The 24,931-nt window shown below is 60.8% G+C and carries 25 protein-coding genes; 17 read left to right on the plus strand and 8 right to left on the minus strand.

Going from position 1 to position 24,931, the window contains the following annotated elements; genetic code table 11:
- The first annotated feature begins 95 nt into the window (after positions 1 to 95).
- The 7 genes from NR164_RS17600 to ispD all read left to right on the plus strand — a co-directional run bounded on the left by NR164_RS17600 (position 96) and on the right by ispD (position 7,876).
- The gene (locus NR164_RS17600; RefSeq protein ID WP_017844753.1) at positions 96 to 1,043 is read left to right on the plus strand and encodes an acetyl-CoA carboxylase carboxyltransferase subunit alpha; all 948 of its coding nucleotides are present in this window, start codon (positions 96 to 98) and stop codon (positions 1,041 to 1,043) included.
- A gap of 161 nt (positions 1,044 to 1,204) precedes the next feature.
- Complete coding sequence (gene tilS, locus NR164_RS17605; RefSeq protein ID WP_256823035.1) at positions 1,205 to 2,524, plus strand: tRNA lysidine(34) synthetase TilS; 1,320 nt, start codon at positions 1,205 to 1,207, stop codon at positions 2,522 to 2,524.
- A 273-nt stretch (positions 2,525 to 2,797) separates the two neighbouring features.
- A complete protein-coding gene (locus NR164_RS17610; protein ID WP_026139768.1) occupies positions 2,798 to 4,429 on the plus strand; it encodes a CTP synthase in 1,632 nt (543 codons plus the stop codon).
- 5 nt (positions 4,430 to 4,434) lie between these two features.
- Positions 4,435 to 5,280 carry a 3-deoxy-8-phosphooctulonate synthase gene (gene kdsA / locus NR164_RS17615; protein ID WP_010563535.1) on the plus strand — a complete coding sequence of 282 codons (846 nt, stop codon included), beginning with the start codon at positions 4,435 to 4,437 and terminating at the stop codon, positions 5,278 to 5,280.
- Between the two features lie 152 nt (positions 5,281 to 5,432).
- The gene (eno, locus tag NR164_RS17620; RefSeq protein WP_017844757.1) at positions 5,433 to 6,722 is read left to right on the plus strand and encodes a phosphopyruvate hydratase; all 1,290 of its coding nucleotides are present in this window, start codon (positions 5,433 to 5,435) and stop codon (positions 6,720 to 6,722) included.
- 171 nt (positions 6,723 to 6,893) lie between these two features.
- Complete coding sequence (gene ftsB / locus NR164_RS17625) at positions 6,894 to 7,172, plus strand: cell division protein FtsB (protein WP_003172294.1); 279 nt, start codon at positions 6,894 to 6,896, stop codon at positions 7,170 to 7,172.
- Complete coding sequence (gene ispD, locus NR164_RS17630; RefSeq protein WP_017844759.1) at positions 7,169 to 7,876, plus strand: 2-C-methyl-D-erythritol 4-phosphate cytidylyltransferase; 708 nt, start codon at positions 7,169 to 7,171, stop codon at positions 7,874 to 7,876. The genes ftsB and ispD overlap by 4 nt, the downstream gene beginning before the upstream one ends.
- 111 nt (positions 7,877 to 7,987) lie before the next feature.
- Here the strand turns inward: ispD and NR164_RS17635 are convergent, their stop codons facing one another.
- Positions 7,988 to 8,890, minus strand: coding sequence for a LysR substrate-binding domain-containing protein (locus NR164_RS17635; protein ID WP_046384458.1), 903 nt, complete (start codon positions 8,888 to 8,890; stop codon positions 7,988 to 7,990).
- A 109-nt stretch (positions 8,891 to 8,999) separates the two neighbouring features.
- Here NR164_RS17635 and NR164_RS17640 point away from each other — a divergent pair, with 109 nt between their 5' ends.
- The 8 genes from NR164_RS17640 (at position 9,000) to rpoS (ending at position 16,119) form a co-directional block, all read left to right on the plus strand.
- On the plus strand, positions 9,000 to 10,112 hold the full coding sequence (locus NR164_RS17640; RefSeq protein WP_057004721.1) for an S-(hydroxymethyl)glutathione dehydrogenase/class III alcohol dehydrogenase: 1,113 nt from the start codon (positions 9,000 to 9,002) through the stop codon (positions 10,110 to 10,112).
- Positions 10,113 to 10,120: 8 nt separating this feature from the next.
- The gene (gene fghA, locus NR164_RS17645) at positions 10,121 to 10,966 is read left to right on the plus strand and encodes an S-formylglutathione hydrolase (RefSeq protein ID WP_017844762.1); all 846 of its coding nucleotides are present in this window, start codon (positions 10,121 to 10,123) and stop codon (positions 10,964 to 10,966) included.
- 54 nt (positions 10,967 to 11,020) lie between these two features.
- Complete coding sequence (gene ispF / locus NR164_RS17650) at positions 11,021 to 11,494, plus strand: 2-C-methyl-D-erythritol 2,4-cyclodiphosphate synthase (protein ID WP_017844763.1); 474 nt, start codon at positions 11,021 to 11,023, stop codon at positions 11,492 to 11,494.
- Positions 11,491 to 12,549, plus strand: coding sequence for a tRNA pseudouridine(13) synthase TruD (gene truD, locus NR164_RS17655; RefSeq protein WP_256823036.1), 1,059 nt, complete (start codon positions 11,491 to 11,493; stop codon positions 12,547 to 12,549). Before ispF ends, truD begins: the two co-directional genes overlap by 4 nt.
- Positions 12,537 to 13,286 (plus strand): 5'/3'-nucleotidase SurE, encoded by a 750-nt coding sequence (gene surE, locus NR164_RS17660; RefSeq protein ID WP_017844765.1) that lies wholly within the window; start codon positions 12,537 to 12,539, stop codon positions 13,284 to 13,286. Before truD ends, surE begins: the two co-directional genes overlap by 13 nt.
- A 41-nt stretch (positions 13,287 to 13,327) precedes the next feature.
- On the plus strand, positions 13,328 to 13,963 hold the full coding sequence (locus NR164_RS17665; RefSeq protein WP_169850588.1) for a protein-L-isoaspartate(D-aspartate) O-methyltransferase: 636 nt from the start codon (positions 13,328 to 13,330) through the stop codon (positions 13,961 to 13,963).
- Between the two features lie 209 nt (positions 13,964 to 14,172).
- Complete coding sequence (locus tag NR164_RS17670) at positions 14,173 to 15,009, plus strand: peptidoglycan DD-metalloendopeptidase family protein (RefSeq protein WP_026139769.1); 837 nt, start codon at positions 14,173 to 14,175, stop codon at positions 15,007 to 15,009.
- Between the two features lie 105 nt (positions 15,010 to 15,114).
- Positions 15,115 to 16,119 (plus strand): RNA polymerase sigma factor RpoS, encoded by a 1,005-nt coding sequence (gene rpoS / locus NR164_RS17675; RefSeq protein WP_017844767.1) that lies wholly within the window; start codon positions 15,115 to 15,117, stop codon positions 16,117 to 16,119.
- 190 nt (positions 16,120 to 16,309) lie between these two features.
- Here the strand turns inward: rpoS and NR164_RS17680 are convergent, their stop codons facing one another.
- The gene (locus NR164_RS17680) at positions 16,310 to 16,519 is read right to left on the minus strand and encodes a cold-shock protein (RefSeq protein WP_002554837.1); all 210 of its coding nucleotides are present in this window, start codon (positions 16,517 to 16,519) and stop codon (positions 16,310 to 16,312) included.
- A gap of 399 nt (positions 16,520 to 16,918) precedes the next feature.
- On the opposite strand from NR164_RS17680, the gene dcd reads away from it, so the two are divergent.
- Positions 16,919 to 17,485: a dCTP deaminase gene (gene dcd, locus NR164_RS17685; protein WP_017844768.1), complete on the plus strand. Its 567-nt coding sequence runs from the start codon at positions 16,919 to 16,921 to the stop codon at positions 17,483 to 17,485.
- Positions 17,486 to 17,592: 107 nt separating this feature from the next.
- Positions 17,593 to 17,799 (plus strand): hypothetical protein, encoded by a 207-nt coding sequence (locus NR164_RS17690; RefSeq protein WP_017844769.1) that lies wholly within the window; start codon positions 17,593 to 17,595, stop codon positions 17,797 to 17,799.
- A gap of 232 nt (positions 17,800 to 18,031) precedes the next feature.
- Here NR164_RS17690 and NR164_RS17695 read toward each other — a convergent pair whose 3' ends face one another.
- The 6 genes from NR164_RS17695 to NR164_RS17720 form a co-directional block, all read right to left on the minus strand.
- Complete coding sequence (locus NR164_RS17695) at positions 18,032 to 18,796, minus strand: ABC transporter ATP-binding protein (protein ID WP_177031366.1); 765 nt, start codon at positions 18,794 to 18,796, stop codon at positions 18,032 to 18,034.
- Positions 18,797 to 18,809: 13 nt separating this feature from the next.
- Positions 18,810 to 19,928, minus strand: a complete 1,119-nt coding sequence (locus NR164_RS17700; protein WP_256823037.1) for a succinylglutamate desuccinylase/aspartoacylase family protein — start codon at positions 19,926 to 19,928, stop codon at positions 18,810 to 18,812.
- A gap of 9 nt (positions 19,929 to 19,937) precedes the next feature.
- Entirely contained in the window at positions 19,938 to 20,648 is a 711-nt protein-coding gene (locus tag NR164_RS17705; RefSeq protein ID WP_017844772.1) for an ABC transporter permease, read from the minus strand.
- Positions 20,645 to 21,373, minus strand: coding sequence for an ABC transporter permease (locus NR164_RS17710; RefSeq protein WP_079442994.1), 729 nt, complete (start codon positions 21,371 to 21,373; stop codon positions 20,645 to 20,647). Before NR164_RS17710 ends, NR164_RS17705 begins: the two co-directional genes overlap by 4 nt.
- Positions 21,374 to 21,430: 57 nt before the next feature.
- The gene (locus NR164_RS17715) at positions 21,431 to 22,210 is read right to left on the minus strand and encodes a transporter substrate-binding domain-containing protein (RefSeq protein WP_046384451.1); all 780 of its coding nucleotides are present in this window, start codon (positions 22,208 to 22,210) and stop codon (positions 21,431 to 21,433) included.
- 263 nt (positions 22,211 to 22,473) lie between these two features.
- Positions 22,474 to 24,915, minus strand: a complete 2,442-nt coding sequence (locus tag NR164_RS17720) for a penicillin acylase family protein (protein ID WP_256823038.1) — start codon at positions 24,913 to 24,915, stop codon at positions 22,474 to 22,476.
- Positions 24,916 to 24,931: the final 16 nt, after the last annotated feature.

Here is a 24,931-nt window from a genome sequence, read left to right on the forward strand (position 1 = left end):
ATCTCGACCTAGACGCGCCTCTCCCTTAAGGTAGGGCGCGAATAGACAACCGGCTGGCCAGGCACTCCTTGGCCGTCGACCCAAGACGGACGCTTATGAACCCGAATTTTCTTGATTTCGAACAGCCGATCGCTGACCTGCAAGCCAAGATCGAAGAACTGCGCCTGGTCGGCAATGACAACTCGCTGAATATCGGCGATGAAATCGCTCGCCTGCAAGACAAGAGCAGCTCGCTCACCGAAGACATCTTCGGCAAGTTGACCAGCTGGCAGATTGCGCGCCTGGCCCGCCATCCGCGCCGTCCGTACACCCTGGACTACATTCAGCACATCTTCACCGAGTTCGACGAGCTGCACGGCGACCGCCACTTCTCCGACGACGCCGCCATCGTGGGCGGTATCGCTCGCCTGGACGACCAGCCGGTGATGGTGATCGGTCACCAGAAAGGCCGTGAAGTGCGCGAGAAAGTCCGCCGTAACTTCGGCATGCCGCGTCCGGAAGGCTACCGCAAGGCTTGCCGCCTGATGGAAATGGCCGAGCGCTTCAAGATGCCGATCCTGACGTTCATCGACACCCCGGGCGCGTACCCGGGTATCGACGCCGAAGAGCGCAACCAGAGCGAAGCGATCGCCTGGAACCTGCGCGTCATGTCCCGCCTGAAAACCCCGATCATTGCCACCGTGATTGGTGAAGGTGGTTCCGGCGGTGCGTTGGCCATTGGTGTCTGCGACCAACTGAACATGTTGCAATATTCGACCTACGCGGTGATCTCGCCAGAAGGTTGCGCCTCGATCCTGTGGAAAACCGCCGAGAAAGCGCCGGACGCTGCCGAAGCGATGGGCATCACCGCCGATCGCCTCAAGGGCCTGGGTATCGTGGATAAAGTCATCGCCGAACCATTGGGCGGCGCCCACCGCGATCCGGCCGCCGCTGCCGCGACCATCCGTGCCGAACTGGGTTCGCAACTGGCGATGCTCAAGAAGCTGGATACCGAAGCACTGTTGGCCCGGCGTTACGAGCGCCTGATGAGCTACGGTCTCTAAACCGCAGCCGTAAAAAATGTGGGAGGGGGCTTGCTCCCGATTGCCGAGTGTCAGTCAATGCATCTGGTGACTGACCTGCCGCAATCGGGAGCAAGCCCCCTCCCACATTTGCTTTGTGTATGCTTGGCCAACGTATTCCAGGTTTGCGGCGGTAACATCTGATGAAACCATTACTCTCCGCCAAACTCCTGCAAACCCTGGCGCCCTGGCGCAACGCTCCGGTCTGGCATATCGCTTTTTCCGGCGGGCTTGATTCCACCGTCCTGCTGCACCTTCTGGCAAATCTCGCCAAAACTGAGAAGCTTCCTACGCTCGGCGCTATTCATGTCCACCATGGCCTGCAAGCTGCGGCCGATGCCTGGCCCGCTCATTGTCAGTCGGTCTGTGACGCCCTTGGCGTGCCGTTGCGGGTGATGCGCGTGCAGGTGCGGGCTGGCGCAAGCCTGGAGCGTGCGGCCCGTGATGCGCGCTATCAGGCATTCAGTGAGGTGGTCGGGGCAGGGGAAGTGTTGCTCATCGGCCAGCACCGCGACGATCAGGCCGAAACCTTGCTGTTTCGTCTGTTGCGCGGCGCGGGGGTGCAAGGGTTGGCGGCCATGCCGATGCAGCGTGCGCTGGCGGGCGGTCATCTGCTGCGGCCGTTGCTGCGCAGTTCACGCGCGCAGCTGCAGGCCTACGCCGAGGAGCACCAGTTGACGTGGATCGAAGACCCTTCCAACGCCGATCCCCGCTTTTCGCGCAATTACCTGCGCCATCGTGTATTCCCGCGCCTGACCGAGCGCTGGCCCCAGGCCGTGGCCAACCTGGCCCGCGCCGCTGAACATTTGAGCGAAGCCCAAGGCCTGTTGGACGAGTTGGCGCACATCGACCTGCAAACCGCCGAGCAGCCTTCGCCTTTTCCGTGGCTGCCCTTGCCGTCCTTGGCCCTGGCGCCGCTGTGTGAGCTTTCCGACGCGCGTCAACGCAACGCCCTGCGCCATTGGCTGAGCCCGCTGACGCGTTTACCCGACAGCGACCACTGGGCCGGCTGGCATTCCCTGCGCGACGCCAAGCTCGATGCACAACCCCTGTGGCGCTTGGCCAACGGCGATCTGCACCGTTGCGGCGAGCGCATCTGGTGGCTGCCCTCCAGTTGGTCGGAGTTTTCCGACGCATCGGTGAGCTGGGCGCAGCCGCAAAACCCGCTAGAGTTACCGGGTAATGGCCAACTCCGGTTGATCGGTCGGGTTCCCGAGGGCGTGTTGCAGGTTCGCTATCGCCAGGGCGGCGAAATCATCGACATTCCGGGGCGCGGTCGGCGCGATTTGAAGCGTCTGCTCAACGAAAGTGGGCTGCCGGGTTTTGTCCGTGGCAGATTGCCGCTGCTGTATCGGGGCGAGCAATTGCTGGCTGTGCCCAGCCTTGCAGGGCTTTGGAAGACGTCGAATGACGGCTGGCAATTACATTGGATGCCACAGACCTGCGATCAAGGTTTGAGCTGATAGCGCCTTTCCGGTAGACTACGCTCCCTTCTTGATACAACTTCTGTGGATTCGCCTGAATCGCAGCAGTTGCCGATTACCAAGCAGTCTTTGCTGGGCGATTCCAAAAAATGTGTAGCGATCAACGTACCGGTGTTTCATTGCTGGTCTGTCACCACGCGGCGGTTTTTTTGAAAGGTGCACTGTGATTAATGCAGGTGATCGGGGGCTTCGGCCTTCCTTCGCTTTCCCCGGCGGCTCGGACCGCTTTAACGCAGACTTCTAGGGTTTTTCATGACGCGCTACATATTCGTCACGGGCGGTGTTGTTTCTTCATTGGGGAAAGGCATTGCCTCCGCTTCATTGGCGGCCATCCTGGAGGCGCGGGGACTTAAGGTCACCATGCTCAAGCTGGACCCGTACATCAACGTTGACCCGGGCACCATGAGCCCGTTCCAGCACGGTGAAGTGTTCGTCACCCACGACGGCGCCGAGACCGACCTGGACCTGGGCCACTACGAGCGGTTCATCCGCACGACCATGACCCAGAACAACAACTTCACCACCGGCCGTGTCTACGAACACGTGCTGCGCAAGGAGCGTCGTGGTGACTACCTGGGTGCAACCATCCAGGTGATCCCGCACATCACCGACGAAATCAAGCGCCGCATCATCAAGGGCGCGGGCGATGCCGACGTGGCGATGGTCGAGATCGGTGGCACCGTGGGTGACATCGAATCCCAACCGTTCCTCGAAGCCATCCGCCAGTTGCGTTTCGAAGTCGGCGCCAAGCGCGCGATGCTGATGCACCTGACACTGGTGCCCTACATCGCCACCGCCGGCGAAACCAAAACCAAGCCAACCCAGCACTCGGTCAAGGAACTGCGTTCCATCGGCCTGCAGCCGGACGTGCTGGTGTGCCGTTCCGATCACCCGATCGATATTTCCTCGCGTCGCAAGATCGCGCAGTTCACCAACGTTGAAGAGCGTGCGGTGATTGCCCTGGAAGACGCCGACACCATCTACAAGATCCCGGGCATCCTGCATTCCCAGGGCCTGGACGATTTTGTGGTCGAGCGTTTCGGCCTGCAATGCGGCGGCGCGGATCTGTCCGAGTGGGAAGCCGTGGTCGACGCCAAGCTCAACCCTGAGCACGAAGTCACCATCGCCATGGTCGGCAAGTACATGGAGCTTTTGGACGCGTACAAGTCGCTGATCGAAGCGATGAGCCACGCCGGCATCAGCAACCGTACCAAGGTCAACCTGCGCTATATCGATTCCGAAGACATCGAGAACCAAGGCACCGCGCTGCTCGAAGGCGTCGACGCGATCCTCGTTCCAGGCGGTTTCGGCCTGCGTGGCGTGGAAGGCAAGATCACCGCCGTGCAGTACGCTCGTGAGCACAAGGTGCCGTACCTGGGGATCTGCCTGGGCATGCAAGTGGCCGTTATCGAGTTCGCTCGTAACGTGCTGGGTTGGAAAGACGCCAACTCCACCGAGTTCGATCATTCCAGCGGCCACCCGGTCGTAGGCCTGATCACCGAGTGGGAAGACGCCACCGGCGCCGTTGAAACCCGTACCGAATCGTCTGACCTGGGCGGCACCATGCGCCTCGGTGCGCAAGACTGCCTGCTGGAGCCGGGTTCGCTGGTCCACGACTGCTATGGCAAGGACGTGATCGTCGAGCGTCACCGTCACCGCTACGAAGTGAACAACAACCTGCTGCCGCAGATCAAAGCAGCCGGCCTGAAAGTCTCCGGTCGCTCCGGTGACGGCAAGCTGGTCGAAGTGGTCGAGGCGCCGGATCATCCATGGTTCGTGGCCTGCCAGTTCCACCCTGAGTTCACCTCGACGCCGCGCGACGGTCACCCGTTGTTCAGCGGTTTCGTTAAAGCAGCACTGACGCAACATCAGAAGAAGGCGTGAAGCTGATGGCCCAGAAGATCATTCGCGTAGGCGACATCGAGATTGCCAACGACAAGCCCATGGTGCTGTTCGGCGGCATGAACGTGCTGGAAAGCCGCGACATGGCGATGCAGGTCTGTGAAGAGTACGTCAAGGTTACCCAGAAACTGGGTATCCCTTATGTGTTCAAGGCCAGCTTCGACAAGGCCAACCGTTCGTCCGTGACCTCCTATCGCGGCCCGGGCCTTGAAGAAGGCATGCGGATCTTCCAGGACATCAAGCAAGCCTTCGGCGTGCCGATCATCACCGACGTTCACGAGCCTGAACAGGCTGCCGTGGTCGCCGAGGTGTGCGACATCATCCAGTTGCCGGCCTTCCTGTCGCGCCAGACCGACCTCGTGGTCGCCATGGCCAAGACCGGTGCGGTGATCAATATCAAGAAAGCCCAGTTCCTCGCGCCCCAGGAAATGAAGCACATCCTGAACAAGTGCGTGGAAGCGGGTAACGACCAGTTGATCCTCTGCGAGCGCGGTTCGAGCTTCGGCTACAACAACCTCGTGGTGGACATGCTCGGTTTCGGCATCATGAAACAGTTCGAATACCCGGTGTTCTTCGACGTGACCCACGCGCTGCAAATGCCGGGTGGCCGCGCCGACTCCGCTGGCGGGCGTCGTGCCCAGGTATTGGACCTGGCCAAGGCCGGCATCAGCCAGTCCCTGGCCGGCCTGTTCCTGGAAGCCCACCCGGACCCGGACAACGCCAAATGCGACGGTCCTTGCGCCCTGCGCCTGGACAAACTGGAGCCATTCCTGGCCCAGCTCAAGCAGTTGGACGAACTGGTCAAGAGTTTTCCGACGGTAGAGACCGCGTAAGCGCCATTTCTCCGTGTAGGAGCCGAGCTTGCTCGCGATGAGGCCCGAGAGGGCACTATTACTGGCAAGTTCGTTCCAAATATTGCAATGTGCGCGACAAGTTAAATCGAGCGGTATAGAGCATTTTCGTCAACTTTGGAGTGTTTACAACAATGGCAAAAATCGTCGACATCAAAGGTCGTGAAGTTCTCGACTCCCGTGGCAACCCCACCGTCGAAGCCGACGTGCTTCTCGATAACGGCATCATCGGCAGCGCTTGCGCGCCGTCCGGTGCTTCCACAGGTTCCCGCGAAGCGCTGGAACTGCGTGATGGCGACAAGAGCCGTTACCTGGGCAAGGGTGTCCTCAAGGCGGTAGCCAACATCAACGGTCCGATTCGCGACCTGTTGCTGGGCAAAGACCCGCTGGACCAGAAAGCCCTGGACCACGCGATGATCAAACTCGACGGCACTGAAAACAAAGGCAGCCTGGGTGCCAACGCCATCCTCGCCGTGTCCCTGGCCGCCGCCAAGGCCGCCGCGCAGGACCAGGACCTGCCGCTGTACGCCCACATCGCCAACCTCAACGGCACTCCGGGTGTGTACTCGATGCCGGTGCCGATGATGAACATCATCAACGGCGGCGAGCACGCCGATAACAACGTCGACATCCAGGAATTCATGGTGCAGCCGGTTGGCGCCAAGACCTTCTCCGAAGGCCTGCGCATGGGCACCGAGATTTTCCATCACCTCAAGGCTGTGCTGAAGGCCCGTGGCCTGAGCACCGCCGTGGGTGACGAAGGTGGTTTCGCGCCGAACCTGGCGTCCAACGAAGATGCACTGAAAGTCATCTCCGAAGCCGTGGCCAACGCCGGTTACACCCTGGGCACCGACGTGACCCTGGCCCTGGACTGCGCCGCCAGCGAATTCTACGAAGACGGTAAGTACAACCTGTCCGGCGAAGGCCAGGTGTTCAACTCCGAAGGGTTTGCCGAGTACCTCAAGGGCCTGACCCAGCGCTACCCGATCATCTCGATCGAAGACGGCCTGGACGAGTCCGACTGGGACGGCTGGAAAATCCTCACCGACAAGATCGGCGAAAAAATCCAGCTGGTGGGCGACGACCTGTTCGTGACCAACACCAAGATCCTGAAAGAAGGCATCGACAAGAAGATCGCCAACTCGATCCTGATCAAGTTCAACCAGATCGGCACCCTGACCGAAACCCTGGAAGCCATCCAGATGGCCAAGGCTGCGGGCTACACCGCCGTGATCTCGCACCGCTCCGGCGAAACCGAAGACTCGACCATTGCCGACCTGGCCGTGGGCACGTCGGCGGGCCAGATCAAGACCGGCTCGCTGTGCCGTTCCGATCGCGTGTCCAAGTACAACCAATTGCTGCGTATCGAAGAGCAACTGGCGGGTAAAGCCAAGTACAACGGTCGCAGCGAGTTTCGCGGCTGATCAGTAAATGGTAAAAAGTCGGCAGATTGTGTCGGAAAAATCACGAGAGTGTGAAATTCGACGCTAATCTGATGACGATCAAGCACAAGCCTGGGTCTTCCAGGCTTCGTGCTATCCGTTGCTGCAAAAGTTTTGTATGGCGGTCTTTTTTCACTGGATACCCGATATTCGATGCGCAGTCCCAATTGGTTGTTCCTCGTCTTGCTCTTGTTGCTGGCTGGCCTGCAGTACCGCCTATGGGTGGGTAATGGCAGCTTTGCGCAGGTAAAAGACCTGACCCAGCAAATTGCCGACCAGCACGCCGAAAACGAACGCCTGCTGGAGCGCAATCGCGTTCTCGATGCCGAGGTGCTTGAGCTGAAAAAAGGCACGGAGACCGTCGAAGAGCGGGCTCGCCATGAGTTGGGCATGGTCAAGGAGGGCGAAACCCTCTACCAGTTGGCCCAATGAATCACCGTTTGCCGGCCTTCTGGGCCGTGATTCCTGCCGCGGGCATCGGTGCCCGTATGGCTGCGGACCGTCCCAAGCAGTACTTGCAACTGGGCGGGCGCACTATTCTCGAACACAGCCTTGGCTGTTTTCTCGACCACCCCTCGCTCAAGGGCCTGGTGGTCAGTCTTGCTGTTGATGACCCTTACTGGCCTCACCTCGCGTGTGCCGCTGACCCGCGTATCCAGCGGGCGGACGGTGGCTCGGAGCGTTCGGGCTCGGTACTCAATGCGTTGCTGCAGCTCAATGCCCTGGGTGCCAGCGATGATGATTGGGTCTTGGTGCATGATGCGGCGCGGCCTAACCTGAGTCGTGACGATCTCGACAAACTGCTCGCCGAACTCGCGGACGATCCGGTGGGTGGCCTGCTGGCTGTGCCGGCCCGCGATACCCTCAAGCGTGTAGACAAGCATGGTCGCGTCATCGAGACCGTTGACCGCAGCTTGATCTGGCAGGCCTACACGCCGCAGATGTTCCGCCTGGGTGCGCTGCACCGTGCGCTGGCCGACAGCCTTGTGGCCGATGCGGTCATTACCGACGAAGCGTCGGCCATGGAATGGTCTGGCCAGGCGCCGCGCCTGATCGAAGGGCGCTCGGACAATATCAAGGTGACCCGGCCCGAGGACCTGGAATGGCTGCGACTACGCTGGGCCAATCGGCTGTAGGAGCGAGCTTGCTCGCGAAAAACGTCAACGATAACGCGGACAATCTGGATTGAAGCGGCGCTCTCAAGTTTTTCGCGAGCAAGCTCGCTCCTACATAAACGATAAACGCCATCAATGCTCAGTACCGTACTCCGGCCGTTCGGCCAACCCTGCCTTTAAATAATCCACCAGCTTCCTGACCTTCGGCGACAAATGCCGCTGCTGCGGATACAACGCCCACACCGCCGTATTCGGCGGCTGATGCGCTTCCAGTAACGACACCAGCGCGCCACTGTGCAAATGCTCGAGCACGTAATAGTCCGGCAACTGACACAAGCCCACCCCTTGCAACGCCGCGTCCAACACCGCCTGCCCACTGTTGCAGCGCCAGTTGCCCTGCACCCTTTGGGAAAATTCGCGCCCGTCCTGGGCCAGTTGCCAGATGTCCGAGCTGCCGATCAGGCAGTTGTGCCGAGTCAATTCCGACAAACTGTGCGGCCGCCCATACCGCGCCAGGTAGGACGGCGACGCGCACAAGTACATGCGGCGCGGCGCCAGGCGGCTGGCGACCATGCGCGAGTCTTGCAGGCGTCCCAGGCGAATCGCCAGGTCGAGGCCTTCGTGTACCAAGTCCAACTGACGATTGCTCAGTTCGATGTCCACCCGCAGTTGCGGGTAAAGCCCCATGAACCGCGTCACCAGCGGCACGATGAATCGTTCGCCATACGCCACGGCGCAGGTCATGCGCAGCATGCCCTTGGGCTCGCTGGCGAGGTCGCCGACGGCGCGCAGGGCCTCTTCGCGGCCATCCTGCAGGCGCTGGCAGTGTTGCAGAAAGGTCTGGCCGGCTTCGGTCAGGGTCACCTTGCGCGTACTGCGATACAGCAAGCGCGTTTGCAGCCGTTCTTCCAGGCGAGCCACTTGCCGGCTGATGTGCGACGAAGACACCCCAAGGCGTTCCGCCGCCGCGGTGAATTGGCTGCATTCAGCGACGGCGACGAACTCATCGATGCCTTCCCAGCGGTTTTCCAGCATGGCGATTATCCCTGTACAGCAATAAAGTTTTGCTTTTGCCTGGATTATTAATCAGCGGGGCATGTTTTACACTCGCCGTCTTAGTTTTTAACTCCCAGGAGAAACCCGGATGATCAAGTCCCGCGCCGCCGTAGCCTTCGAAGCCAAGAAGCCCCTCGAGATCGTAGAAGTGGATGTCGCCATGCCCAAGGCCGGCGAAGTGCTGTTGCGCGTGGTTGCGTCCGGCGTGTGCCATACCGACGCCTACACGTTGTCGGGCGCCGACCCGGAAGGCATCTTCCCGTCGATTCTCGGCCATGAAGGCGGTGCGGTGGTTGAGGCGATCGGCGAGGGCGTGACCTCGGTTGCGGTCGGCGACCATGTGATCCCGCTCTACACCCCGGAGTGCGGCAAGTGCAAATTCTGCCTGTCGGGCAAGACCAACCTGTGCCAGGCGATTCGTGCCACCCAGGGCAAAGGCCTGATGCCCGATGGCACCACGCGTTTCTCCTACAAGGGTCAGCCGATTTTCCACTACATGGGCACCTCGACCTTTTCCGAGTACACCGTGCTGCCGGAAATTTCCGTGGCGAAGATTCCTAAAGACGCGCCGCTGGAAAAAGTCTGCCTGCTCGGCTGTGGCGTCACCACCGGCATCGGTGCGGTGATCAACACTGCCAAGGTCAAGCCCGGCGATACCGTCGCCATCTTCGGCTTGGGCGGTATCGGCCTGTCGGCGGTGATCGGCGCGGTAAAAGCCAAGGCCGGTCGCATCATCGCCATCGACATCAACCCGGCCAAGTTCGAAATCGCCAAGCAACTGGGCGCCACCGACTGCATCAACCCGAAAGACTACGATCGCCCGATCCAGGACGTGATTGTCGATTTGACTGACGGCGGCGTGGACTTTTCCTTCGAGTGCATCGGCAACGTGCAACTGATGCGCGCCGCCCTCGAGTGCTGCCACAAAGGCTGGGGCGAATCGGTGATCATCGGCGTTGCCGGTGCTGGTCAGGAAATTTCCACCCGTCCATTCCAGCTGGTGACCGGCCGCGTCTGGCGCGGTTCGGCCTTTGGCGGCGTGCGTGGTCGCAGCGAGCTGCCCAGCTACGTGGAAATGGCCCAGAACGGCGAGATCCCGTTGGACACCTTCATCACCCACACCATGGGCCTGGAAGACATCAACAAAGCGTTTGATCTGATGCATGAAGGCAAGAGCATTCGTACCGTCATTCACTTTTGAGGTCGGCCATGAGTCTGGAAAACCTGTCGTGCCAGAAGAGCTTCGGCGGCTGGCATAAACGCTACAAGCATCATTCCGAGGTGCTCGGTTGCGACATGACCTTCGCCGTCTACCTGCCGCCGCAAGCGGAGCAGGGCGGCAAGCTGCCGGTGGTGTACTGGCTGTCCGGGTTGACCTGCACCGATGAAAACTTCATGCAGAAAGCCGGCGCCCAGCGCATGGCGGCCGAACTGGGGCTGATCATTGTTGCGCCGGACACCAGCCCGCGTGGTCCTGGGGTGCCGGGCGATCCGGACAACGCCTGGGATTTCGGCCTGGGGGCCGGTTTCTATCTGAATGCCACCCAGGAACCCTGGGCCAAGCACTATCGGATGCATGACTACGTGGTGCAGGAATTGCCGGCGTTGGTTGAGGCGCATTTCCCGGCTTCGCAGAAGCGCGGTATCAGCGGCCACTCCATGGGCGGCCACGGTGCGCTGGTATGTGCATTGCGCAACCCCGGGCGTTACCTATCGGTGTCGGCGTTTTCGCCGATCAACAACCCGATGGATTGCCCATGGGGCCAGAAAGCCTTCTCCCGTTACCTGGGCGAAGAGCGCTCGAAGTGGCGCGAGTGGGATGCTTGCGTGCTGATCAGCGAAGCCGCGGAAAAGCTGCCGTTGCTGGTGGACCAGGGCGACCGCGACGACTTCCTCGCGGTGCAGCTCAAGCCCGAAGCCCTGCAGCAAGCGGCGAAAGCGGCCAACCATCCGCTCGAACTGCGCCTGCAACCGGGCTACGACCACAGCTACTTCTTTATCGCCAGCTTCATCGAAGATCATTTGCGACATCATGGCCGTGCTTTGCTCGGTTAATATGCGACAAAAGTAGGTAGAATCACGCCCTGAATTAAATCGGGGCGTTTTTTTATGCGTATTGGCCACGGCTACGATGTGCACCGTTTCGCTGAAGGCGATTTCATCACCCTGGGCGGCGTGCGGATCGCGCACCACCATGGGTTGCTGGCTCATTCCGACGGCGATGTCCTGCTGCACGCGTTGAGCGACGCCTTGCTCGGCGCCGCGGCGCTCGGCGATATCGGCAAGCACTTTCCGGACACCGACCCGACCTTCAAGGGCGCGGACAGCCGGGTATTGCTGCGCCATGTGGTCGGCCTGATCCACGCCAAAGGCTGGAAGGTCGGCAACGTCGATAACACCATCGTGGCCCAGGCGCCGAAAATGGCCCCCCACATCGAGTCGATGCGCGCGCTGATCGCGGCGGATCTGCACATTGAATTGGATCAAGTGAACGTGAAAGCCACCACCACCGAAAAGCTCGGGTTTACCGGTCGTGAAGAGGGCATCGCGGTACATTCCGTCGCTTTGTTGCTGCGCGCATGAACGACTTGCAACTGCTGGGCCCGCGGGCCTATGGCGAGGCCTTGGGCAGCGCCGTGCTGAAGGCTACCGCGGAAGATTTCCAGGTCGACGAAGTGCTCGATATCCCGCTGAGCGGTGAGGGTGAGCACCTGTGGCTGTGGGTGGAAAAGCGTGGCCTCAACACCGAAGAAGCCGCGCGCCGGATCGCCAAGGCCGCCGGCGTGCCGTTGCGCACCGTCAGCTATGCCGGGCTCAAGGATCGCCAGGCGTTGACCCGCCAGTGGTTCAGTGTGCAACTGCCGGGCAAGGCCGATCCGGACCTGAGCGGCGCGGAAAACGACACCCTCAAGATCCTCAAGACCGGCCGCCACAAGCGCAAGCTGCAACGCGGTGCTCATTCGGCCAACGGTTTTACCTTGCGCCTGACGCAACTGGCGGGGGATCACGCGGCCATCGAAGCGCGCTTGCAACTGATCGCCCAGCACGGCATTCCCAATTATTTCGGCACCCAGCGCTTTGGCCACAACGGCGGCAATGTGGTGGATGCGCGTGAGTGGGCGGCCCGCAAGGCCTTGCCGGAGCAGCGCAACGTGCGTTCGCGGTTGCTGTCGACGGCGCGCAGTTACCTCTTCAACAAAGTGTTGGCGGCCCGTGTCGCGGACGGTTCCTGGCAGCGTGCGCAGGTCGGCGATCTGCTGGCCTTCACCGACAGCCGCAGTTTTTTCCCGGCGGGGGAGGCTGAATGCAGCGATCCGCGCCTGGCGATCCTCGATCTGCACCCCACCGGACCGCAGTGGGGCGAAGGCGATTCGCCAGCCAGCGGTGCAACCCATGCGCTGGAGCAGGCGGTTGCCGCCAGTGAGGCCGACCTGCGCGATTGGCTGGTGAATGCCGGCATGAGCCAGGAACGTCGCATTCTGCGACTGCCCATTGGCGGGTTGACGTGGCATTATCCCGGGCCTGACATTCTGCAATTGGAATTCGTCCTGCCGGCCGGATGCTTCGCCACTGTCTTGGTGCGCGAGCTTGTTGATCTGGTGCCGGTGGGGCAGACGGACAGCCCATGCGTATTCTGATATCAAATGACGACGGTGCCACCGCACCCGGCCTCGCCGCGCTTCATGCTGCGCTGGCGGATTACGCCGAGTGCGTGGTGGTTGCCCCCGACCAGGACAAGAGCGGCGCCAGCAGTTCGCTGACGCTCGACCGTCCGCTGCACGTGCACGTTCTGGCCAATGGCTATATCAGCGTGAACGGCACCCCCACCGACTGCGTACACCTGGCGATCAACAGTTTGTTGGATCAGGAGCCGGACCTGGTGGTGTCGGGCATCAACCTCGGCGCCAACCTGGGGGATGACGTGCTGTATTCCGGCACGGTGGCGGCGGCCCTGGAAGGGCGTTTCCTGGGGCGGACCTCGTTTGCCTTTTCGTTGACCTCGCGTCAATTGGACAACCTGCCGACGGCCGCGCATTTCGCGCGCAAGCTGGTGGAGGCCCACGGTTCCCTCGATCTGCCGCCCCGGACGGTGCTTAACGTCAATATCCCCAACTTGCCCCTCGAGCATATTCGCGGTATCCAGCTCACGCGCCTGGGCCATCGCGCCCGCGCGGCGGCGCCGTTGAAGGTGGTCGACCCGCGTGGCAAGGAAGGTTATTGGATCGCCGCTGCGGGCGATGCCGAAGACGGTGGGCCGGGCACTGACTTTCATGCGGTGATGCAAGGCTATGTATCGATTACCCCGTTGCAGCTCGATCGCACCTTCAGTGATGCCTTCAGTAGTCTCGATGGCTGGCTGGAGGACTTGCGCTGATGGCTCGTGAACAAGACGACCTGTTGCGTCGCGGCATCGGGATGACCTCCCAGCGCACCCGCGAGCGTCTGATCCAGCGCCTGTACGAAGAGGGCCTGTCCAACGCCCAGGTACTGGAAGTGATCCGGCGCACGCCCCGGCACCTGTTTGTCGATGAGGCCCTGGCCCATCGCGCCTACGAAGACACGGCGTTGCCGATCGGGCATAACCAGACCATTTCCCAGCCGTATATGGTTGCGCGCATGAGCGAGCTGCTGCTGGCGGCGGGCCCGTTGGACAAGGTGCTGGAGATCGGCACCGGTTCCGGCTACCAGACTGCCGTGCTGTCGCAGTTGGTGGAGCGCGTGTTCTCGGTGGAGCGCATCAAGGTGCTGCAGGATCGCGCCAAGGAACGCCTGGTGGAACTGAACCTGCGCAACGTGGTGTTCCGCTGGGGCGATGGCTGGGAAGGCTGGCCGGCGCTGGCGCCGTATAACGGCATCATCGTCACCGCGGTCGCCACCGATGTACCGCAGGCGTTGCTCGATCAACTGGCCCCCGGCGGTCGGCTGGTGATCCCGGTGGGTTCCGGCGAAGTGCAACAATTGATGCTCATTATCCGTGAAGACGAAGGCTTTTCCCGGCATGTGCTCGGCGCCGTGCGCTTCGTGCCGTTGCTCAATGGCCCGCTGGCCTGATCATTTATTCGCGAGCAGTGAATTCTGTTGGCGGCGATGTGTCTTACGGCGGGGTCTATAGAGTCAACATGATCGGTCGTTGGTTTTAAACGCGATGAATCTTTCGTTTCAGTCGTGTGCCAGTAAAAAGCCAATGCCCAGTTATACTTACGACATATTTCAAGCCTGATACAGGCATTCATGTTCAGCCACCACAAAGGGAGCGGCGGGTGAGTCTCACAGGTCTTGCGCAGCGTATGAGTAAAACAAGCTTTCAGCGACTGGTGCTTGGCCTTGTCTTGAGTTCCTTATTGGCGGCTTGTTCGAGCACGCCTTCCGGGGGCGCGAGGGTGGTTGATCGCACGAATGCCGCGCCGCAGAAGCCGACCGTGACCACGGGGCAGTATGTGGTGCGCAAGGGCGATACGCTGTTTTCGATTGCCTTCCGCTATGGCTGGGACTACAAGGCGCTCGCCGCGCGCAACAATATTCCGGTGCCCTACACGATACATCCGGGTCAGACGATTCGCTTCGATGGACGCACCGGTTCAACACCGACGTCAGTGGTGACAAACACCACATCTTCGCCCTCGTCCTCGAGCAAAACCACGATCATCACGCGGCCTGCAGGCAGCGCCGCGCCTGCGGTTGCGAGCAAACCGGCAGCCGCGCCGCTGCCGCCTGCGGGGCCTGCGCCGACCGGCTGGGGATGGCCGTCGAACGGCGTATTGATTGGAAAATTCTCTTCAAACGGTAGTTTGAATAAAGGCATTGATATCGCCGGGGATTTGGGACAGCCTGTTTTAGCTGCATCTGATGGGACAGTGGTGTACGCCGGGAGTGGTTTGCGGGGCTACGGCGAGCTGGTCATCATCAAACACAGCGATACCTACGTCAGTGCTTACGGCCACAACCGTAGGCTGTTGGTTCGGGAGGGGCAGCAGGTCAAAGTCGGACAGACAATTGCCGAAATGGGGTCAACTGGTACAGACCGGGTGAAACTGCACTTTGAGATTCGCCGCCAAGGGAAACCTGTAGATCCTCTGCAATTCCTACCCCGTCGTTGATGTGTTGCCAGCCTGTTCCCTCACGTAGAAGGAACAGGCTCCAGCGTTGCCAAGGATAAAGGCGTCGCTTGAGCTTGAGGTCGAACTCACCAAAGGACTATAACAATGGCTCTCAGTAAAGAAGCGCCGGAGTTTGACATCGACGATGAGGTTCTCCTTACGGAGACCGGCATCGCTATGGAATCGATGTCGAATGAGGGAATGGCTGTACCTTCAGTTCGCACCAAATCCAAGAACTCCACTGCGTTAAAGCAACATAAGTACATTGACTACACGCGGGCGCTCGATGCGACCCAGCTGTACCTCAATGAAATCGGCTTTTCCCCTCTGCTGACTCCCGAAGAAGAAGTCCATTTTGCGCGCTTGTCGCAAAAGGGTGATCCGGCTGGGCGCAAGCGCATGATTGAAAGCAACCTGCGCCTGGTGGTGAAAATCGCCCGACGCTACGTCAATCGCGGGCTGTCCCTGTTGGACCTGATCGAGGAGGGCAACCTGGGCTTGATCCGGGCGGTGGAGAAGTTCGACCCCGAACGCGGCTTCCGCTTCTCGACCTATGCCACCTGGTGGATTCGTCAGACCATCGAACGGGCGATCATGAATCAAACCCGCACGATCCGGTTGCCGATCCATGTGGTCAAGGAGCTCAACGTCTACCTGCGGGCGGCGCGTGAGCTGACACAAAAACTCGATCATGAACCCTCTCCCGAAGAAATCGCCAACCTGCTGGAAAAGCCGGTGGGCGAGGTCAAGCGCATGCTCGGTCTTAACGAGCGCGTGTCTTCGGTCGACGTCTCGCTGGGCCCGGATTCGGACAAAACCCTGCTGGACACCCTGACGGATGATCGCCCGACAGACCCTTGCGAGCTGTTGCAGGACGATGATCTTTCCCAAAGCATTGACCAGTGGTTGTCGGAGCTTACGGACAAGCAGCGCGAGGTGGTGATTCGCCGCTTCGGCCTGCGCGGTCATGAGAGCAGCACCCTGGAGGATGTAGGCCTGGAGATCGGCTTGACCCGTGAGCGGGTGCGGCAGATCCAGGTAGAAGGGCTCAAGCGCTTGCGTGAGATCCTGGAGAAGAACGGCTTGTCGAGCGAGTCGTTGTTTCAGTAACGACGCAGTCTGAATGTGGGAGGGGGCTTGCTCCCGATGGCAGTGGATCAGTCACTGGATGTATTGACTGACCCACTGCCATCGGGAGTAAGCCCCCTCCCATATTTTTTGCGCTCATGCATGCCCAAATCCCAGGCATAAAAAAACCCCGCTTTTAAGGGCGGGGTTCTTTCGACTGAGTCAGTACAAGTTAGATAACTTGAACTTCTTCAGCTTGCATGCCTTTCTGACCGCGGGTAGCGATGAAAGAAACCTGTTGGCCTTCTTTCAGGCTTTTGAAGCCGTCGGATTGGATAGCTTTGAAGTGAACGAACAGGTCGTCACCGGATTGTGGAGTGATGAAGCCGAAGCCTTTTTCATCGTTGAACCACTTAACGGTACCAGTTTGGCGATTAGACATGGTGTATCTCCTTGGACAAAGTTAACTGCGACTCAGGAAAAGCCCTGGCCGAGACTGAGTGCAAAGAGCAGGAAAAATTCTTGGAGATGGTTGGATCGAAATTCAACATATCGTGTAGAGATTCTCAGTGACACAAGCAGCACAGTGGCGCCACCTTAACCCTTTTTCCGGAACGTGCCAATGGTATTTCCGAAGGTTTCTCTAATTTCGTGACTGGCGGTGGTATTTACGTCCGTCGTGCACGCCGATTCGGGTCCCGGCCCCAATGGGCGCGGCTTGTACAAGGCGGGCATTGATCAACACATTCGTCAACAAAAGCCCCACGCCCTTTGAACCCCAACGCCTGCCCCGGTAAGATGCCCAACAGAATTTTTCCACCTCGCTATCAGGACACCCGCCATGAGCATCAAATCGGACAAGTGGATTCGCCGCATGGCGCAAGAGCACGGCATGATCGAACCGTTCGTTGAGCGCCAGATCCGTGGTGACGACGCCGATCGCGTGATTTCGTATGGTGTTTCCAGCTACGGCTACGACGTGCGTTGTGCCGATGAGTTCAAGGTGTTCACCAATATCAACTCGGCGATCGTCGATCCGAAGAACTTCGACGAAAAGAGCTTCGTCGACGTCAAGAGCGACGTGTGCATCATCCCGCCCAACTCCTTCGCCCTGGCGCGCACCGTGGAGTTCTTCCGTATTCCCCGCGACGTGCTGACCATCTGCCTGGGTAAAAGCACTTACGCGCGCTGCGGCATCATCGTCAACGTGACGCCGCTTGAGCCTGAGTGGGAAGGTCACGTCACCCTGGAATTCTCCAACACCACCACCCTGCCAGCGAAGATCTACGCCAACGAAGGCGTGGCGCAGATGCTGTTCCTGCAGTCCGATGAGGCCTGTGAAGTGTCCTACAAGGACCGTGCTGGCAAGTACCAGGGCCAGCGCGGCGTCACCTTGCCACGCGCTTGATCGAAAGCTCCTACGCGTAAAGGGAATTAGTCTGCGGAAAGTGACTCTATTGGGTGTACTGCTTCGGTGCGTGCAATGCGCGCCGAGCCACGCTTGAGGAGTACCTTATGAAACTCGACCCGCGAATCAGCGCCGAACTCGCCCGGCTTGAACCCAACCAGATTGGTGTTCTGGCCTGGTCCCTGATGGCCGACCCTGCTTATGCGGGTGGTATCCCCGGTCAACCTGAGCCCGATTCCCCGTACCCTACCGAACCCGACGAACCTGGCGAACCGACCCTTCCGGACGAGCCGCCACCCGCGCCGATGGCCTGATGCCTGCAGATTGGAATGTGGTCAGTCCTTCCGCGGGCTGGCCATTTCTCCTGGCGGCCGATCACAAATATCCGCCGTGTTGCACTCAGTATCCCCAGCAAAGCCCCAAAACGCGGGCAGCGGGCTGCCTGCGCGCTTATCGTGGATTGCCGCGCTCAAGCGCATGGGCCGGCTGGGCGGGCTCTCAGAGCGCTTAGGCGGCGCTGGGGCGTGTGGGAAGATCAGCGAAGGCTTACTTCAGATTGCCACTCAGGAACTGTTGCAGGCGCTCACTTTTCGGGTTGCCCAGCACATCCTCCGGCGTGCCTTGCTCTTCCACCAGGCCCTTGTGCAGGAACAGCACCTGGCTCGACACCTTGCGCGCAAAGCTCATCTCGTGGGTCACCATGATCATGGTGCGGCCTTCCTCGGCCAGGCCCTGGATCACCTTCAGCACTTCGCCCACCAGCTCCGGGTCGAGGGCCGAGGTGGGTTCGTCGAACAGCATCACTTCCGGTTCCATCGCCAGGGCGCGGGCGATGGCCACGCGTTGCTGCTGGCCGCCGGAGAGAAATGCCGGGTATTGATCGGCCACGCGGGCCGGCAGTCCGACTTTGTCCAGGTAGCGACGGGCACGCTCTTCGGCGTCTTTCTTACTGCAGCCCAGCACCCGGCGCGGGGCCATGGTGATGTTTTCCAGCACGCTCATGTGGCTCCACAGGTTGAAGTGCTGGAACACCATCGCCAGGCGTGTGCGCAGGCGCTGCAGCTCGTCATCGTCGGCCACACGCATGCCGTGGCGGTCGCTGACCATGCGGATCGGCTTGTCATCCAGGGTCATCGCGCCGTCGTTGGGGGTTTCCAGAAAGTTGATGCAGCGCAGGAAGGTGCTCTTGCCCGAGCCGCTGGCGCCGATCAGGCTGATCACGTCACCGGTCTTGGCCTTGAGCGAGACGCCTTTGAGCACTTCATTGTCGCCATAGCTTTTATGCAGGCCTTCAACGGTCAGTTTGTACATGGGGCGTGCATCCTCAAGGCGAAAGTAGGTAGCCGCTGCGGTAGGCCTCTGAGCCTGCGACATGGCCGATGACCATCCCCGCAGTGGCCATGCGCCGTAGCGAACGGGCGTAAAGCAGGCCGGCGTTTTGACAATGCACAGGCGTTACGCGGTCAGTAATGGGGTCGATGATTTCGGCGATCAGTTGCCCGGCTTCGAGGTACTCGCCGGGCAAGGCGCTGAACACCAGCAGGCCGCCGACCGGCGTCGCCACCGGTTCGACTCCCGCCAGCGGGGTGGCCGGGTAGGGCAGGGCGGGCAGCGGTGCCACGTCGCCGGCAATCGCGCCGAAGTGAATCAGGTAGTCGATGATCGCCTGGCAGTCGAGGCCGGCCAGGCCGTGGTTGACGTCACCCTGGCCGCGCAGCTCGACGGTCACCGAAAAGCTGCCCACGGGGATCGGGAAGCGCTCGCCGAAGCGTTGCTGCAATTGCCACCACACCAGGCTGAAGCACTCATCGAAAGATTGCCCGCCGGAATCGGTGGCCAGCAAGTTGGCCTCCGAGCCGATATAGCGCGCCAACGGCTCCACCTGCGGCCAGGCCTCGGGCGTGGTGTACAGGTGCGCCACGGCTTCGAAATCGCAATGCAGGTCGAGCACCATGTCGGCATCGCAAGCCAGGCGTTGCAGCACCAGGCGCTGGGACTGCAACTGCGTCGCGGCGGTTTGTGTGGCCAGCGCGGTGGACAGTGCCGTGCGGATCAATTCGACGTTGCGCTGGGGATCATCCCCGAGCACATCCTCGACCCGATCGCCCACCTCTTCACTGAGGTCGACAAACAGGCGATTGAAGTTCTGCCCGCTTTCCAGCTCATAGCGGCCCAGCGGGATGTCCATCAACACTTGTTCGAGGCCCGCCGGGTTGGCGATCGGCACCAGCACGATCTCGCTGCGCAAGCGCCCGGCGGCGGCCAGTTGCGCCAGGCGCGCCTTGAGGTGCCAGGCCACCAGCATGCCCGGCAATTCATCGGCATGCAGTGACGACTGGATGTAGACCTTGCGTTCGGCCAGCTCCGGGCCGAAGTGGAAACTGTGAATCTGCCGTGCCGTGCCAGGCACGGGCGCGATCAGTTCATGAACCTGATGACGCATGAAGGCTCCTTAGTGGCTCGGCCCGAGGAAGGCCAGCCAGCGGCGCTCCGCCAGACGAAACAGACCGACCAGGGCAAAGGTCACGGTCAGGTAGATCAGCGCAGCGATGCCGAACGATTGAAAGGTGAGGAACGTGGCCGAGTTGGCGTCCCGGGCCACTTTGAGAATGTCCGGGATCGTCGCGGTAAACGCCACTGTCGTCGAGTGCAGCATCAAAATCACTTCGTTGCTGTAGTACGGCAATGAACGGCGCAGGGCCGACGGCATGATGACATAGGCGTACAGCTTCCAGCCGCTGAGGCCGTAGGCTTTGGCCGCTTCGACTTCGCCGTGGGCCATGCTGCGGATCGCCCCGGCGAAAATCTCCGTGGTGTAGGCGCAGGTGTTGAGGGCAAACGCCAGGACTGTGCAGTTCATCGCATCGCGAAAGAACGCATCCAGCACCGGTTGGGCGCGCACGGCGGCGATGCTGTAGATACCGGTGTAACAGATCAGCAATTGGATATAGAGCGGCGTGCCGCGAAACAGGTAGGTGTAGAACTGCACCGGCCAGCGCACCAAGGGATTGCGCGACACCCGGGCGATGGACAGCGGAATCGACACCAGGAAGCCGATCACCAGCGAGGCGCTGAGCAACCACATGGTCATGGCCAGGCCGGTGATGTGCTGGCCATCGCTGTAAAGGAATGGGCGCCAGTATTCCTGCAAGAGTTCGATCATCGCACGGCCTCCCGCGAGCCTGCCGAATAGCGACGTTCAAGACGGCGCAGGACAAAGTTGGACGCACTGGTGATCAGCAGGTAGATCAATGCGGCGATCACCAGGAAGTAAAACAGCTGATAGGTGCTCTTGCCGGCGTCCTGCGCGGCCTTGACCAGATCCGCGAGGCCGATGATCGACACCAGTGCGGTGGCCTTGAGCATCACCATCCAGTTGTTGCCGATGCCCGGCAGGGCAAAGCGCATCATTTGCGGGAAGGTCACGTAGCGAAACCGCTGCCCGCGCTTGAGGCCGTAAGCCGTGGCGGCTTCCAGTTGACCACGGGGCACCGCGAGGATCGCGCCGCGAAAGGTTTCGGTGAAGTACGCACCGTAAATAAAGCCCAGGGTGATCACCCCGGCGCTGAATGGGTCGATTTCGATGTATTCCCATTCCATGAAGTCGGTAAGACCGGTCAGCCAGGTTTGCAGGCTGTAGAAAATCAGCAGCATCAGCACCAGGTCGGGCACGCCACGAATCAACGTGGTGTAGAGCTGGGCGGGAATGCGCAGGAACGGCAGGCTGGACAGTTTGGCGCTGGCGCCGAGCAGGCCCAGCAACACGCTGACGGCCAGGGACAGCACCGACAACTTGAGGGTCATCCAGGTGCCTTGCAGCAACAGCGGGCCGAAACCCTTCAAACTGAACGCGCTCAGCCCGAGGGTTTGCAACAGTTCTTCGAACATAAATCAGGACCTATGGCGATAAAACAGCGCCCCTCCCGGGAAGGGGCGCCCCAGGCATTATTTGCCGCTGTACAGGTTCAGATCGCCAAAGTGTTTCTTCTGGATGCTGGCGTAGGTGCCATCATCGTGTAACGCTTTGATACCTTTATCCAAAAGGGCCTTCAGCTCAGTGTTACCTTTTTTGATACCGACCGCGGTTTTCGACGGCAGCAATGGGTCGTCGATGGCCGCGCTGACTTCGTAACCGGCACCGGCCGGCGACTTCAGGAAGCCCAGTTCGGCTTGCAGCATGTCCTGCACGGAGGCGTCGAGACGGCCGGAGGTCAGGTCAGCGTAGACCTGGTCCTGGTTGGCGTAGGCCTTGGTGGTTACACCGGCTTTATCCAATACGGCCTTGGCATAGGCTTCCTGGATGGTGCCTTGCTCGTAGCCCACGGTTTTGCCCTTGAGCGACTCAGGTGTGGAGTAGCCGGCGCCCTTCTTGAATACCAGCGAAGTCGGGCCGGAGAACAGCTCGTTGGAGAAGTCGATGGCCTTCATACGGGCTTCGGTGACGGTCATGGACGAAATCACACCGTCGAATTTGTTGGCTTTGAGGCCTGGAATCATGCCGTCGAAGTCGCTTTCGACCCACTTGCACTTGACCTTCAGCTCGGCGCAGATCGCATTGCCCAGGTCGATGTCGAAGCCCACCAGGCTGCCGTCAGCGGCTTTGGACTCGAACGGCGCGTAGGAAGGATCGACACCAAAACGCAATTCCTTGTATTCCTTGGCCAAGGCGGAACCAGCGGCCATGCACAGAGCCAGTGCAGAAAGGGTCAGCAATGCTTTTTTCATTATGTAATCCCTGGAAACCAAGATAAGCGCTTGTGGCGCGTTTAGGACTGTTACTGAACGGTGTCAGACGGATCACAAGTAGCAATTTCTGCACCATAGTTCCGAATGCAGCTCCGAATGATCGTTTTAAAAGGTGGGAAGAGGGAGCTATGAGTATAGGAGGTGCCCGAAAATGGGCATGAAAAATAGGCTGCACTATTTTGGATCGAGCGCAGATTAAAAAATGTGGGAGCAGTCTTGCCTGCTCCCACCTGTTGGTACGGTTATTTGCCGGGCGTGAGGGTCAGCCTGGCTTTCCCATACACCTTGTCAAAGTTCTGCGGCTGCATCGGGAAGCTCAGGTATTGCGCCTTGAGCGACGGATCGATGCCATTGGCATAGTTCGGGCTGACCGGGTTGCCGGACTGGCCGATACCGCCCTGGCCCGTCATCGGTTCTGCCTGGCCGAAGTCGACAATCATGCGCAGTGCCGGCACTTGGGTGGTGTCGAAACTCTCTCCCCAGTTGTACGGCGCCGGGTTCAGGGTGTTGTGGTCGCCGCCGCTGGCCAGCGGGCCGCGGATCACCTGGCCATTGCGGTTCTTCCAGGTGGTGCTGTGCAGTTTGCCCCACTGCCAGGCCTTGTGATCGGTACCCAGTTGGCTGTCGCCGGCAGTGATCGCAGCGGCCAGGCTGCGGGCGAGGATCGTCGGCTTGTCTTCTTTCTGCGCGGTGCGGACATCGTCCCAGAACGGGCTGTCTTCACGGCCCAGCAGGTGGTCGGCCTGGGCGGCGTAGGACAGGCTCGCGTTGCTGACAAAGGCTTTCCAGCTGGCGCTGTTTTGCGGGCCGAGTTCGTCGAGGAAGATCTGCTTGCTGCTTTCCTGCAGGAACAGCTCATACATCGCTGCGTCGGCGGACGTCGGCGCCAGGCGGCCGTCAAACGCCATCAGACGATTCAACGCTTCACGGGCCTTGGTCTGTTCGGCCGCGGGCAGCGCAGCGATCGCCTGTTTCAGCGGCTGTGCCATGCCCGGCGCCTGGAACATGTTCTTGAGCTTGGCGGCGAACGTGGTGGTCTGGTCGTATTGCATGGCGATCATGCTGCGGCTGTCATGCTTGCCGGCATTGGCCAATTGCGCCAGGCGCTCGCTGCGCTCCGGAGCGTCCCAGGAGTTGGACAGTTGCATGCCATAACCGCGCGGCGCGGTACGTTGGTTGGCGGTGCCGATCCAGCCTTGGGCCGGGTCCTGGTCATAAGGGTGCAGCATCGCGTCGGCGTAACCGTCCCAGTCGAAGCGCGCATCCCAGCCCGGCGAGGGCAGCAGGCCTTCGCCTTCGCGGCGGTTGGGGAAGCGCCCGGTAACCTGCCAGCCGATGTTGCTGGCATCGGCGAACACCATGTTCAAGGCGATGGCGCGGATTTCCCGGGTCGCATCCGAGGCCTTGGCGGCGTTTTGCGCGCGGGACAGGTCGAAGAACGCATCAAGGCTCTTGTCGTCCTTGAAGTCCGCCGTTTGCAGGGCCAGGCCCAGCCCGCTGGTCAGCGCCTGGCTGCTGTTGAGCAGGGCGCCGTGGCGGGTTTCGTACACCACCTCACGAATCGAGCGTTGGCCTTTGATGAAAAAGGTCTCGTTGCGCACAGCGGCCGGTAGCCATTTACCGTTGTTCTCGTAGTACAGCGCGCTGCCCTGGCGTTTGACCTTTTCCAGGAACAGGTCCTGGGTGTCGCCCTTGACCGTGCTCATGCTCCACGCCACTTTGCCGTTGAAGCCGGACAACAGGGTCGGCAGGCCGGCGATCGAGGCGCCGACGGCCTGGTATTTCGGTGCGCGGATCTGCACGTAGTTCCATGGCGACGGGGCTTGCGGCTGGGCGGCGAGGTCGTTGGCCAGCAGGCTCTTGCCGCTGCGGCTGCGTTGCGGGCCGATGGCCCAGTTGCTCGAAGTGGTCACCGCCAGTGAGTTGAGGCTGCTCAGTTGCTGGCTGACCGTGTCCAGCCCGGCCAGGCCGGTGATCTGGCTCAGGTTCACGCCCTTGAGCTTGTCGGCTTCGGCCAGGGGGATCGGCTCGTCCGGCGCGCTTGGGGTGAGCCAGGCGAGTTTGTCGACACCGACCTTTTGCGCCAGCACCAGCGATGACAATTCTTCCTGCAGGTTGGCCGACTCGCTGAAATTCAGCAGGCAGAACAACAGCGCCGAATCTTCCGGCTTCCAGTACTCGGGTTTGTAGCCGGTCTGGGCCAGGTCCGGCGGCAGCTTGTCGCGGTAGCGGAACAGGTAGGCGTTGACGCCGCGGGCATACACTTCAAAGAAGCGCTTGAGGCGCGGCGACGAGGCGTTGTAGAGCTCGCCGGCGCTTTTTTTCAGGTTGACCGCGCGCATGAAACGGTCGACATCCAGCACCTCGGGGCCGGACATTTCCGCCAGACGGCCCTGGGCCAGCAGGCGCAACGTGACCATCTGCGTGATGCGGTCGCTGGCATGCACATAGCCGAGGCTGAACAGCGCGTCGTGGAAGGTATTGCTTTCAATCAGCGGCATGCCCTGGGCATTGCGGCGTATCGAAACATTCTGCGCGAGGCCCTTGATCGGCTGGACGCCGGTAACGGGGGGCAGGGTGTCCTGGGTGCTCTGGAGCTGGCAACCGGCCAGGCTTAATGCACTGGCCACTGCCGCGGCAACGCCGAACCGGGGAAGAAAATGTGAAAGGGCTGGCGAGGCCATGGCAAAGCTCCTGCGG

The sequence above is a fragment of the Pseudomonas sp. Pse79 genome, from assembly GCF_024519615.1.
In the GTDB taxonomy this organism is placed as follows: domain Bacteria; phylum Pseudomonadota; class Gammaproteobacteria; order Pseudomonadales; family Pseudomonadaceae; genus Aquipseudomonas; species Aquipseudomonas veronii.

What these genes read in the sequence shown, in the direction of transcription:
- NR164_RS17600 (WP_017844753.1), top strand. Translation starts at nt 96, where the DNA reads ATGAACCCGAATTTTCTTGATTTCGAACAGCCGATCGCTGACCTGCAA.
- tilS (WP_256823035.1), top strand. Translation starts at nt 1,205, where the DNA reads ATGAAACCATTACTCTCCGCCAAACTCCTGCAAACCCTGGCGCCCTGG.
- NR164_RS17610 (WP_026139768.1), top strand. Translation starts at nt 2,798, where the DNA reads ATGACGCGCTACATATTCGTCACGGGCGGTGTTGTTTCTTCATTGGGG.
- kdsA (WP_010563535.1), top strand. Translation starts at nt 4,435, where the DNA reads ATGGCCCAGAAGATCATTCGCGTAGGCGACATCGAGATTGCCAACGAC.
- eno (WP_017844757.1), top strand. Translation starts at nt 5,433, where the DNA reads ATGGCAAAAATCGTCGACATCAAAGGTCGTGAAGTTCTCGACTCCCGT.
- ftsB (WP_003172294.1), top strand. Translation starts at nt 6,894, where the DNA reads ATGCGCAGTCCCAATTGGTTGTTCCTCGTCTTGCTCTTGTTGCTGGCT.
- ispD (WP_017844759.1), top strand. Translation starts at nt 7,169, where the DNA reads ATGAATCACCGTTTGCCGGCCTTCTGGGCCGTGATTCCTGCCGCGGGC.
- NR164_RS17635 (WP_046384458.1), bottom strand. Translation starts at nt 8,890, where the DNA reads ATGCTGGAAAACCGCTGGGAAGGCATCGATGAGTTCGTCGCCGTCGCT.
- NR164_RS17640 (WP_057004721.1), top strand. Translation starts at nt 9,000, where the DNA reads ATGATCAAGTCCCGCGCCGCCGTAGCCTTCGAAGCCAAGAAGCCCCTC.
- fghA (WP_017844762.1), top strand. Translation starts at nt 10,121, where the DNA reads ATGAGTCTGGAAAACCTGTCGTGCCAGAAGAGCTTCGGCGGCTGGCAT.
- ispF (WP_017844763.1), top strand. Translation starts at nt 11,021, where the DNA reads ATGCGTATTGGCCACGGCTACGATGTGCACCGTTTCGCTGAAGGCGAT.
- truD (WP_256823036.1), top strand. Translation starts at nt 11,491, where the DNA reads ATGAACGACTTGCAACTGCTGGGCCCGCGGGCCTATGGCGAGGCCTTG.
- surE (WP_017844765.1), top strand. Translation starts at nt 12,537, where the DNA reads ATGCGTATTCTGATATCAAATGACGACGGTGCCACCGCACCCGGCCTC.
- NR164_RS17665 (WP_169850588.1), top strand. Translation starts at nt 13,328, where the DNA reads ATGACCTCCCAGCGCACCCGCGAGCGTCTGATCCAGCGCCTGTACGAA.
- rpoS (WP_017844767.1), top strand. Translation starts at nt 15,115, where the DNA reads ATGGCTCTCAGTAAAGAAGCGCCGGAGTTTGACATCGACGATGAGGTT.
- NR164_RS17680 (WP_002554837.1), bottom strand. Translation starts at nt 16,519, where the DNA reads ATGTCTAATCGCCAAACTGGTACCGTTAAGTGGTTCAACGATGAAAAA.
- dcd (WP_017844768.1), top strand. Translation starts at nt 16,919, where the DNA reads ATGAGCATCAAATCGGACAAGTGGATTCGCCGCATGGCGCAAGAGCAC.
- NR164_RS17690 (WP_017844769.1), top strand. Translation starts at nt 17,593, where the DNA reads ATGAAACTCGACCCGCGAATCAGCGCCGAACTCGCCCGGCTTGAACCC.
- NR164_RS17695 (WP_177031366.1), bottom strand. Translation starts at nt 18,796, where the DNA reads ATGTACAAACTGACCGTTGAAGGCCTGCATAAAAGCTATGGCGACAAT.
- NR164_RS17700 (WP_256823037.1), bottom strand. Translation starts at nt 19,928, where the DNA reads ATGCGTCATCAGGTTCATGAACTGATCGCGCCCGTGCCTGGCACGGCA.
- NR164_RS17705 (WP_017844772.1), bottom strand. Translation starts at nt 20,648, where the DNA reads ATGATCGAACTCTTGCAGGAATACTGGCGCCCATTCCTTTACAGCGAT.
- NR164_RS17710 (WP_079442994.1), bottom strand. Translation starts at nt 21,373, where the DNA reads ATGTTCGAAGAACTGTTGCAAACCCTCGGGCTGAGCGCGTTCAGTTTG.
- NR164_RS17715 (WP_046384451.1), bottom strand. Translation starts at nt 22,210, where the DNA reads ATGAAAAAAGCATTGCTGACCCTTTCTGCACTGGCTCTGTGCATGGCC.
- NR164_RS17720 (WP_256823038.1), bottom strand. Translation starts at nt 24,915, where the DNA reads ATGGCCTCGCCAGCCCTTTCACATTTTCTTCCCCGGTTCGGCGTTGCC.